We start from the raw sequence: 10,250 nt of genomic DNA on the forward strand, positions 1-10,250 counted from the left end.
ACCTGGTCTACGTCGATTATACGCTCAAAGATCCGAGCGGGACAGTGATCGAGACCACAAATTCCACGGTCGCAAAGGAGGCGGGGATCTTTAATGTGGGGACCCAATATGTGCCATTGTCATTCATCGTCGGCTCCGGAATGATGATCCCGGGATTCGACCAGGCCGTGGTCGGTATGAAGATCAACGATACCAAGAATGTCACGCTGACGCCTGCCCAAGCGTACGGGGACTATAATCAGTCCCTGGTCGTTACCGTACCGTTGAAGAAATACAATGCATCCGACTTCACGCAATATGTTGGCCAGATGATAACGTTTAACGGCGAAAACGCCAAGCTGATCGGCATCGATGCGGCGAACAATACGGTGACACTCGATTATAACCACCCGATGGCCGGGAAGACGCTAGTGTTCGACATCACGCTGCGGGCGATAAACCCCAGCCCACTACCCACGTAGATCCCTATTCCTGGATTAAAAACGCCCTGGCGGGGGCTCCGTCCCCGTCCCTTATTTTTAGCGGAAGGCACGCCAGCGTGTACCTGCCCGGCTCTATCTTCCGGAAGTCCAGGCCTTCGATGACCGTGATGCCGGCGCCCAGCAGGAGCTTATGCACGGCCTCGCCGCTCTTGAAGCTGCCGATGGAGAGGTAGTCGATGCCCACCGTCTTTACCTTATGGTCGACGAGCCAGCGGGCGGCGCTCTCGTCTAAATATACATAATCCTTATGAAATTCTCCGCTGTTCCAGAGAGCCGAGTTTTTAGTCTTAAAAAGGATAATATCCGCCTTTACGCCCTTCAGGTCCTTTTCGCTCACGGCGTCAGCATCGGGCACCTCTAATACGACGGCCCGCCCGTAAAGGTGATCGAGCGGTATCTTATCCACGGTATAGCCGCCCTCCACGAAATGTATGGGCGGGTCGACGTGTGTACCGACGTGCGTGCCCGTGCACATAAGGGATACGTTGAAAGAATCCTGAGGCATTCTCAGCACACGCTTGATTTCCGGGGGCGGATCGCCTGGAAATGCGGGCATGCCGTTATAGATGTCGACGGACACATCAAAGATCTTCATCAGAGGCCTGTATAGCCTCGCTCCTGTAAAAATGTATTGACCTGTTTACGTGTCGGGTAAGTCGACCATCCAACGCCGCCAATTTTAAGTGCGGCCGTGGCGCTGCCGATGACGGCGCACTCGTTCAGGGGCTTGCCGCTTATGTATGAGCTGATGAAGCCGGCGTTGAAGTTATCGCCCGCGCCGGTCGTGTCCACCACCTCCACGCTGAAAGCAGGCACGTACTCGATGTGCTCTTTTGTGGCTACCCAGCACCCGTCCTTGCCCATCTTGATAGCGACGACCTTTACGCCCATATCGAGTAGGACCTCTGCGGCCCTCTCCGGCCCGGTATCGTGGTTCATCCCCAGGATATTGCGCACTTCATCTATGTTCGGTAAAAACACGTCAACGCGGGGCAGTATATCGAAAAGCGGGTCCACGGTCTCTTTTGTGAATCCGCGGGGGTCCCAGCCCGTGTCGAAGGATGCCTGGATCTTCGCCGCGTGCAGGATGTCGATGATCTTCGCATAATCGTTCCTCAGGCCGTCCAGTAGAAAATACGAGGGGAGGTGCACGATGTCCGCATGGATCTTCGAGACGTCGATGTCGTTCAGGCAATACGTCGCGTTCGCTCCTCTAAACGTGATAAAAGAGCGCTCGATGCCCTGGACCATGGCCATGGTCACGCCCGTCTTGCTGTCGGTGAGCCGGACGTTCTTCGTATCGACATGGTTGTCCTCCAGCTCGACGAGCACGTAGGTGCCGAACACGTCGTCGCCGACCTTGCCGAAAAGCTGTGTCTCCATCCCCAGCCGGGCGCAGGAGAGCGAAAAGTTCGCCGAGCAGCCGCCTCCGTGCGTCTGGAAGTCCCTGGTTATGACCTGCTTGCCCAGCTCGGGCATGCGGTCGATCCTCGCAATCAGGTCTACGTTGACGTCCCCAATGGTGGCAATCCTCGGCATCGTCGCGTCTCTAGAAATATATTGATTCGATAAATATATTTACTTGCCCGGCTTAAGCGGCGGGTAGCGTTACGATAAAGCGGGTCCCCTTCGTCCGGTCCCCGGGCACGCGGTCCTCGACACTGACGTTCCCGCCATAGCTGTCGATGAGCGTCTTCACCAGGTAGAGCCCGATGCCGCTTCCCCCGGTCCGCTTGTTCACCCGCATCAGGCGGTCGAAGATGAGCGGCTTCATGTCGTCGGAGATGCCGGGGCCATTATCGTCGACAAAGATGCGATCGTATTTCATGCCGTCGACATAGAAGGGCTCCTGTCGGATATTGATGGTTATTTTACCGCCGGAATGTTTGATCGCGTTTCCCACCAGGTTTACGAACACGTCCTTTAACAGCTCGTTGGCCCTGACCATCGTGCCATCGGCGACTTCGTTAACGATGACCACATCGCGCCCGGGGGACTGGCCGTGCTCGGAGATCGCTTCTTTAATCACTTTACCCAGATCCATGGGCTGCAGGTATATGTCGCCCTTGCTTGCGCGGCTCAGCTTTTTCACGTTGTCTATCAGCCTCGAGCTGTTCGTCATCGCTTCAAGAGGCTTGAGCAGCAGGCCTTTTTGCCCGGCTTCGAAGGGAAATGTGTCGAGGGCGATCTCCAGGTAACCCATGCCCACCTGGTTCATGTTATTGATGTCGTGGCCCATGAGATCGAGGTATAGTTCAGCTATCGCCTTCGCCTGCTTCAGCTCCTCTTCCGCCCGGGCCCGGGAAGTGACGTCCTCGCATATTGCGATGTAGCTGGAGATGCTGCCGTCCATCGCGAAGGTAGGGAAGATCTTGAAAGAGATAAAGACCTCCCGACCGGACAGGGCGATCTTTGTCATTTCCAGGAGGACGGCCCGGCCCTCCTTTAGAGCTTTTAGCCGTTCCTTGAAGTCGCACTGCAGGGACGCTGCATGAGCAAAGAGATTATAATGGGCGAGCATATCGTCCCGCCTTACTCCGAACAGCCACAGGAAAGGCTCGTTCACTATCAACGCATGGCCCTCCGGGGTGAACATGCAGGCGGCGTCCGGCATCTGCGAAAGCAGGTCGTCCATCGCGTGGCGTGTGTCCCCCAGCTTCCTGTTCGCCTCCTCGACTGCGTCCTTGCTATCATCCTTGAAAAATGAATAGATGAGAAGCCCCGTGACCAGGAAGATAAGCATGAAATCGTAGAAATAGTTAGAATACAAGCCTATGCGGGCGTCCGCTATCCCCAGGGCGGCCGATAGTCTAAGCATATCCCCGCAGAAGCTCACCAGTATGAAGAGGAACAGGATGGAGAAGATATAGCGCGACCGGAACGATGGCCGGATTACGATGAGCATTGCGGATAGATCGAGGACGATAATATCCCCGATCACGGAGAGGGTATAGATGCCGATATCGAAAGGCGAACCCAGGGGCAGAAAGAGCAGGCCTAACAGGGCCAGGCCCGCGAAAAAGCAGAGGCCGAACGAAAGCACGAAGATACGAATGTTTTTATCGATATGCTGTTTTTCACCCTGATATACCGAATATAAGGCAAATATCAAGGGTAGATACCCCACGACCATGATCACCTTGGCAAGTGGTATAAGCCACCAGATATCCACTAAATCCGATATAAGATACCAGATAATGCCGGAGATGGACAGTAAAGTGATATTCCCGATCAGCCCTAAAAAGACCGCCCGCAGTGATTTATCCGTCGAGGAAGTATAGAGCAGGATCAGCAACGGCAGCCCGAGCAGGAACATGACCACCATGGATGCGGCCGTCGACACGCCCACGAGCCCAAAGGCCGATAGGAGGATTGTGGCGATGCAGACCAGGATCACCGCCTGAAATGCCATCGGAGCGTAGGACAGGAACCTGCCGCCTACTGTATCAGGTAATTTGATGCTCATTTTCCCCCCAAATTATTATGTAATTGCTTGTTATATAAAAGTTACAACTCAAGTATCTGGCGTACCTAAAGGGACCAAATAATTATTATATTCATAATCGAAAATACTTTTTATCGATCGTCGTTCAACCATATGGCCGGCGACCGGGATTGGGGATGGGGATGGATCATTACATTAGCGTACAAAGCGTACGCCATGGCTATGCGACATTAGCAAAGCTGATCGCGGGGTTTCAGGATGAGGCCATATATGGCGGGCACATTACTGCCACAGGAGCCGTGGCAAAGGTCTTTTTTATTTCGGCCTTGCCCGGATTATGGGTCGGCACACTACCGTTCCTCATCGCCTATATTTCGGCGCTGATCGTCTATTCGTTCGACTATTACCGCTCGGCGGAGAATGACATGATCACGAACCCGGGCCGAGCCGCCTACTTTCTGGGCATGTCGAGCTCGTTCCCGTACAGGATGCTGGCCTATGCCGCGATCCTGGCGGCGTCGCTCGCCCTGTATGCCAGCGTCACGCTTACGATCGTGGTCTTTATGATGGCAGCACTCGGGATCGCCTATTCGGTATTCTTAAAGAAAATAACGAGGTACCTGCCCGGCTTTAAGAACGTTTATACGTCGGGCGTCTGGACTGCGGGCACTATATCCGGAGTGCTCGCGTGCTGTCCGGTGCCTCTTGAGACGACAGTCATTCTTATTTTTTTATTCATGTTCCTCAGGAGCCTCGGCAATGTCATCTACTTTGATCTAAAGGATATTCTGCCTGATGGCGCGGAGGGCTTAAAGACTGTGCCCGCATGCCTGGGCAGAGAAAAAACGTTCGCACTGCTGGGCGCCCTGAACGTCGTATCGTTCCTGCCCCTCGCAGCAGGCGTTATGATGGGCGTGCTGCCGGCGTATGTCCTCGCAATGACCGCTATTGGGATCTTTACCTTTTATTACCTGAGACAGGCACGGGCCCGGCCCGATAATTATCTGAATTACCCGCTGGCGGACGCCGAAACCCTGCTATGGCCCGCCGTGCTTCTCATCGCCGGAGGCATTTCGGCCCTTTAGCGCCGGACAGGGCCCGCGAGTAGCGATGCAGGGCGGTCTCCAGCTCGGTCACATCGAGGCCGTGCTTATCTGCATAGCCTGTGACGTCCCGGATACCGAGGGCTTCCGCCGACTTTTTAATCCTGGGAGTAAGCTGCGGCCGGGCTTTGGGCCATACCCGCCGCATATCCCTTAAGAAAACGGAGACCGTGACCGGCCCGATACCCTTGCCCAGCCCCACGATGCGGCGCTCGAGGTCCCGGCCGTCGGCCGAGGAATCGTACAGCCGCCGCAGGCTGCCGCCATAATTTTTCAGCAGGCTCCCGAAGATCTCAAGCAGACGGTCGGCGGTGCTGAAGTCGTAGCGCGTATAGCCGCCCTTATCCAGTATCTCGACGAGCCGGTCCCATCCGGCGTCCACGATGGACCTCGCGTCCGCCAGGCCTGCCGCCTCGAAGGCTTTATAGGTTTTAGTGGCCGACTCCTCGCGGATGGGCTTCGCATACAGTATGGACGCCAGCAGCCATTTCGCCCAGGCCGTGTCGCCCTCTTCCAGGTCGATGCCCAGCATCTTCGAATAGGGCTCGCCGCAGTCCCCCACTAGCGTAATCACGTCCACGCCGTCACATCCGCATGATTAATTGTAGAAAGCATATTAATTATTCTTTGTCCATATTTCTCGTGGTATAGACGGATAAAAAAAAGGGTCGCCGACAGATAAGCCGGGAAACAATTAATTACTTATATAGCGGTTAGCAGTAAAGCTTTTGAGGGTTGTATATGAAACTGGATAAATTCTTACTCATAACGGTGGGAGCGCTGTTCGTGATCGTCCTGATCCTGCTCGCTTTCGGCGGCGCAGCGTTCCTGTGCCTGGTCGCCACCAGAGGCCCGATCATCAATACCGGGCAGGTCATGCAGAAGTCGTATGATTACAACGGCACGATCGCAGGATATGATACGGCCGGCCTGGACGTCACGAATATCAACGGTCCCGTGACGGTCAGGGAAGGCGATGGCGATGCCTATGCCATCCATGTGAATGCCAGCGGCACCGCGACGGATTTCGAGCGCTATAAGATCGAATTTACTCAGGCCGACGTGAGCGGCGTGCGCGTCCTGAAGCTGGAGATCAGGGACACGCAGGAGCCGTGGACGGCGAACTCGAAGTTTAACTCGGACATCACGGTCACCGTGCCGAAGAGTAAGAAATACGACATGACCCTGGTAACGGTGAACGGCGACGTTCGCCTGGGGGAGTTTAACTGCGGCCAGCTTAAGATGGCAACGGTGAACGGCGGGCTGGCCTCGAAGGCGAGCAGCACGAACGCCACCATGGCCACGGTCAATGGCAACATCGACATCCAGACCGGCGCCCTGAAGGGTAACATTTTCCTGAACACTGTCAACGGCCATGTCGCCGTGACCATACCGAGGGACGCACCCCTGTCCCTGAACGCGCACCTGGTGAACGGTGTCATCACCGAGGATCTGCCGCTGGTCGTCAGCGAGAAGAGCCGGGTGGGCCTCGTCGGCAAGACTGCAAACTATACCGAGGGCATATACATCGAGACGTCCATCGTCAACGGCGATATCGACATAAGGGGCCGCTAGGCGGTTTCTTTACCTATTTTTTTACCCGGGGTTTTCGTTATTTTAGCTTAGCGATGCACGTACTGCTCGTCGGTTTTTCAACACGAAAGCACGAAAGACTATTTTATCCCACGTAAGAGCACTAAAATCACTAAGGCCCATGCCTGGCGCTTAAAACACGAAACAACCTCTCCAATGGCACTAAAGCGCTAAAGGATTGAAACACGAGAACGGCATGACTTTAATAGTTATGCTTTCCCTCGTGTTTCATTCTACTAGGGATGTTCGAGCCTTAGAGAGGTTGTTTCGTGTTTTGACGCTAAAGCATGAGCCTTAGTGAGGTTCGTGCCCTTACGTGGGATATAAAAGAATTCGTGATTTCGTGTTGAAAAAGCCGAACCATCCAGCGTTAGTCATATAATAATAAGCTCGAGGTTAGCGGCGCTTTTTTATCGGGAGTCGGTCGGATTTCACGCTGTACAGCCCCAGCAGCAGGCCGATGATGAGACAGAGGATGCTGATGACGAGGTCCGACAGCGCGAAGTACCCGCACCCGAAACCAAAGGCCACGGCCGTGATGGCGGTCGCGCCCCCGAGGCGATAGATGACGATGACGCTCACGATGAGCACGATGGCGGGCAAAAGCTGGAGCAACAGGAGGAGGACGTTCGAGTACTGCGGAGTAAGCGTCACGATAAGCTCCGTCACGCTCGCCCCCACCTCGTTCATGAAGGCGTTCACCGGGTTGAACTTTAAAGAATATAAAAACCCGTTGACGACGCCCAGGAGCACGATAAACTCCACGATCTGCGTATCCTGCTTAGAGCCCATCCTCGATACCAAGACCATAGACTTGCCGTAAGTATAAAAGCCGGTCGGTCATACACATTGATTTAAAAGTGGACCGTAACTTCGGCATCCTTATGCCAGGCAAATTAAACGGGAAGTGCTAACCCTATATACTCATATATATGGATACAGGAAGCTTGTGGAAAACCAGGTGCCCTCAGGCTAAATAAAAAATAACGTTTTTTATTGGTTACCATTCCAGGTATAAGTCAAGGTAGAATGGATTGTTTGATCCAATGCTATACAATGGGCTCGAATCTATTGTGAATTCTGCGTAAGGTCCTTCGATACTGGTGTCTATCGAATAAATGACCTGTAATGTCGCGGTCGACTGCCCATCATCAAACGTCGGTTGCTGATTTATATATAAATATTCACCCGGTATATTTGTATTCATTTCTACATGCGGTGATAAACTGCCACTCGTACTTGACCGGGTTAGTGTTATATTGACCTCCCATGTACCATGCTCAATTTCACTCACGTCCATGCTTGTGGTATCGAAGTATGTATCATTGGTAATGTAACCGCCGTTTGAAATGAATTGCATAACCTGGCCAGACGATGACGGGCTGTTAACGTTGATCGTATACTGGTTCCTATCACCATAGGTGAACGGCGAATCAGCACCCACAATTGTTAAACGCGCATAGCCGTTAAACAGAGCTTCCATAGCGGTAGAATCGATAATAGACCCCTCCCGGATATTCCAAATGTAGATGTAAATGGTCTGCTCGGATACGCCAGGGTCGAAACGTAATGTAAAAGTCCCGTTGTGATTATCAGTAAGGTTGGCATTGATTCCACCATCAGGGATCCAATATCCGCCAGTATAATCATCTCCATAGAACATATTATCGCTTTCAATCCGGCTGATCAGGACATTGGTGGTACCGCTCAGGTTACCATCACGGTGAACGATGGCCTGCGCTTGAGGCTCTTGCACTAATGCAGCCGGTTCCATGATGGGGACCGTTACCGTCTGTGAGGTCGGGTCGAAATAGACGATGTTACCCGGATTCACGACCGGCGGCGGGTTGGTGCTCCACTTCTCCGGGTCCAGCGGCGGATACGTGATCCAGTACCCGAACTCCGTCTGCTTCACGCCGCTCGCCGGCATGGGCGTAGGCGTAGGCACGGCCGTCGGCGCTACCGAAGCGGTTGGGGTCGGCGATGCGGCACCACCGGAGCTGCCACCATTGGCAGGAACGGGCGTAGGCGTGGGCGTTGCGGTCACTGGCACAGCGGTCGGCGTAACGGTGGGCGCGGCATTCTGAGAGCCGCTCAGCGCATAGGCGCCCACCAGAACAATAATGATAACCACTATTGCTGCTATCAAAATCTTAATCTCATTCCTCATTATGCTCCCCCTCCAAGGGCTTAATTAAGTTATATCTCTGCGATAGGCAAAATAGTTTATGAATCGTTATAAATTGATTAAAAATATCTATAATTATTAAGCTTAAGCACGATGACCCCATGGTTTGGGATGCAATATAAAACGATAAGATCGGTTAAATATTTCCGGCCATTTATAATGCTCAACATATTTATTTCGATAATTGATGATTTAATCATTACATGAGAGGCAAGACGGGTCAGATCGCGGTCCTGGTACTGGGCCAGTTTTTTATGACGCTTGGCTTCAGCATTATCATGCCCATCCTGCCGTACTACACGCAGAAGATGGGCGCCTCGGCCCTGGACCTCGGGCTGTTAATGGCGTCCTATTCGTTCATGCAGCTCATCGTCACGCCGTACTGGGGGGAATTGTCAGACCGGATAGGGCGCAAGCCCATATTCCTGATCGGCCTGTTCGGCTATGGCTTCTCCTTCGTCATCTACGGCATCGCCACGCAGCTCTGGATGCTGTTTGCGGCCCGCATGCTGGGCGGGGCCCTCGCGGGCGGCATCTACCCTGCATCGCTGGCCTATATCGCGGATGTCACGGAGCATAACGAGAGAGGAAAGATCATGGGCCTGCTGGGTGCGGCGTCGAGTATCGGGATGATCTTCGGGCCCTCCGTCTCGGGCATTCTCTCCGTCTGGGGGCTCAACCTGCCATTCTTCGTGACCGCCGTCGCAGCCTTCGTCTTCGGGATCCTCGGCTATCTGGTGCTGGAGGAATCCAGGGCCGTCGACGTACATCATCCGGTCAGCCGTAAAAAAGTCTCGCTGCTGGCCCCGCTTCGCTCAAGGACGGCGGTCCTCTTTATCCTGATGCTGCTCGTGACCTTCCTGATATCGGGCTTCCAGACCATTTTCGCCTACTACATGGGCGGGCGTTTCGGCCTCTATGACGCCCCGTCGCCAATGCCTTTACTGTCAGGGTACATCACGCTAAGCGGCCCCGCGGCCATGGCCATACTATTCACGGTGATGGGCATCGTGGGCGTGCTGTGCCAGGGCGTGCTGGTCGGTTTCCTTATAGGCCGTATCGGAGAAGGCAGGACCGCCCTCGCGGGCATGGCCGTTACTGCGGCCGGGTTTCTGCTCGTCAACTTATCCGGTGAGCTGTTGTCGATCATGCTCTCGTCCAGCCTGATCGCGATCGGCACCGGGCTCGCCACGCCGTCCCTCAACTCGCTGACCTCCAGGGCCACGGATGAGGAACACCAGGGCTCCGCTATGGGAGTGCTCGGATCTTACGGCGCCATGGGAAGGATCCTTGGCCCGCCGCTCGGCGGCCTGGCCTTCGACATCAATGTGGAGCTGCCGTACTTTATCTCGGCAGTGCTCTCGGCAGCCGGGGCGCTGGCCGCGTACCTTGTTATAAAGAAGAAAAAGCCTCTGCAGGATAAATAAAAGGTTTATATT

Annotated in this window: 11 protein-coding genes; 5 read left to right on the forward strand and 6 right to left on the reverse strand. The window is 54.2% G+C overall.

The genetic code is table 11. The annotated features are described in order from the left end of the window. Positions 1–461, forward strand: a 461-nt coding sequence (locus VMC84_RS01840; protein WP_325377565.1) for a peptidylprolyl isomerase, incomplete at its 5' end; no start/stop codon positions are given. A 4-nt stretch (positions 462–465) separates the two neighbouring features. Here the strand turns inward: VMC84_RS01840 and VMC84_RS01845 are convergent. The 3 genes from VMC84_RS01845 to VMC84_RS01855 are packed head-to-tail and all read right to left on the reverse strand — an operon-like array spanning position 466 to position 3,948. Further along, entirely contained in the window at positions 466–1,077 is a 612-nt protein-coding gene (locus VMC84_RS01845; RefSeq protein WP_325377567.1) for a cyclase family protein, read from the reverse strand. Further along, positions 1,077–2,021, reverse strand: a complete 945-nt coding sequence (locus VMC84_RS01850; protein WP_325377569.1) for a carbohydrate kinase family protein — start codon at positions 2,019–2,021, stop codon at positions 1,077–1,079. Before VMC84_RS01850 ends, VMC84_RS01845 begins: the two co-directional genes overlap by 1 nt. 52 nt (positions 2,022–2,073) lie before the next feature. After that, positions 2,074–3,948 carry a PAS domain-containing sensor histidine kinase gene (locus VMC84_RS01855; RefSeq protein ID WP_325377571.1) on the reverse strand — a complete coding sequence of 625 codons (1,875 nt, stop codon included), beginning with the start codon at positions 3,946–3,948 and terminating at the stop codon, positions 2,074–2,076. Between the two features lie 161 nt (positions 3,949–4,109). On the opposite strand from VMC84_RS01855, the gene VMC84_RS01860 reads away from it, so the two are divergent. Continuing rightward, entirely contained in the window at positions 4,110–5,012 is a 903-nt protein-coding gene (locus VMC84_RS01860) for a UbiA family prenyltransferase (RefSeq protein WP_325377573.1), read from the forward strand. Here VMC84_RS01860 and VMC84_RS01865 read toward each other — a convergent pair. Next, positions 4,984–5,610 carry a hypothetical protein gene (locus VMC84_RS01865; protein WP_325377575.1) on the reverse strand — a complete coding sequence of 209 codons (627 nt, stop codon included), beginning with the start codon at positions 5,608–5,610 and terminating at the stop codon, positions 4,984–4,986. The two genes, VMC84_RS01860 and VMC84_RS01865, sit on opposite strands and share 29 nt — an antisense overlap. 161 nt (positions 5,611–5,771) lie before the next feature. Here VMC84_RS01865 and VMC84_RS01870 point away from each other — a divergent pair, with 161 nt between their 5' ends. After that, complete coding sequence (locus VMC84_RS01870; RefSeq protein ID WP_325377577.1) at positions 5,772–6,605, forward strand: DUF4097 family beta strand repeat-containing protein; 834 nt, start codon at positions 5,772–5,774, stop codon at positions 6,603–6,605. A gap of 414 nt (positions 6,606–7,019) precedes the next feature. Here the strand turns inward: VMC84_RS01870 and VMC84_RS01875 are convergent, their stop codons facing one another. Both VMC84_RS01875 and VMC84_RS01880 read right to left on the reverse strand, forming a co-directional pair. Further along, positions 7,020–7,433 carry a hypothetical protein gene (locus VMC84_RS01875; protein ID WP_325377579.1) on the reverse strand — a complete coding sequence of 138 codons (414 nt, stop codon included), beginning with the start codon at positions 7,431–7,433 and terminating at the stop codon, positions 7,020–7,022. Positions 7,434–7,623: 190 nt separating this feature from the next. Then, positions 7,624–8,397: a hypothetical protein gene (locus VMC84_RS01880; protein WP_325377581.1), complete on the reverse strand. Its 774-nt coding sequence runs from the start codon at positions 8,395–8,397 to the stop codon at positions 7,624–7,626. A 43-nt stretch (positions 8,398–8,440) separates the two neighbouring features. On the opposite strand from VMC84_RS01880, the gene VMC84_RS01885 reads away from it, so the two are divergent. After that, complete coding sequence (locus VMC84_RS01885; RefSeq protein WP_325377583.1) at positions 8,441–8,710, forward strand: hypothetical protein; 270 nt, start codon at positions 8,441–8,443, stop codon at positions 8,708–8,710. A gap of 304 nt (positions 8,711–9,014) precedes the next feature. Further along, positions 9,015–10,238 (forward strand): MFS transporter, encoded by a 1,224-nt coding sequence (locus VMC84_RS01890; RefSeq protein ID WP_325377585.1) that lies wholly within the window; start codon positions 9,015–9,017, stop codon positions 10,236–10,238. Positions 10,239–10,250: the final 12 nt, after the last annotated feature.

This window comes from Methanocella sp. (assembly GCF_035506375.1).
Classification (GTDB): domain Archaea; phylum Halobacteriota; class Methanocellia; order Methanocellales; family Methanocellaceae; genus Methanocella.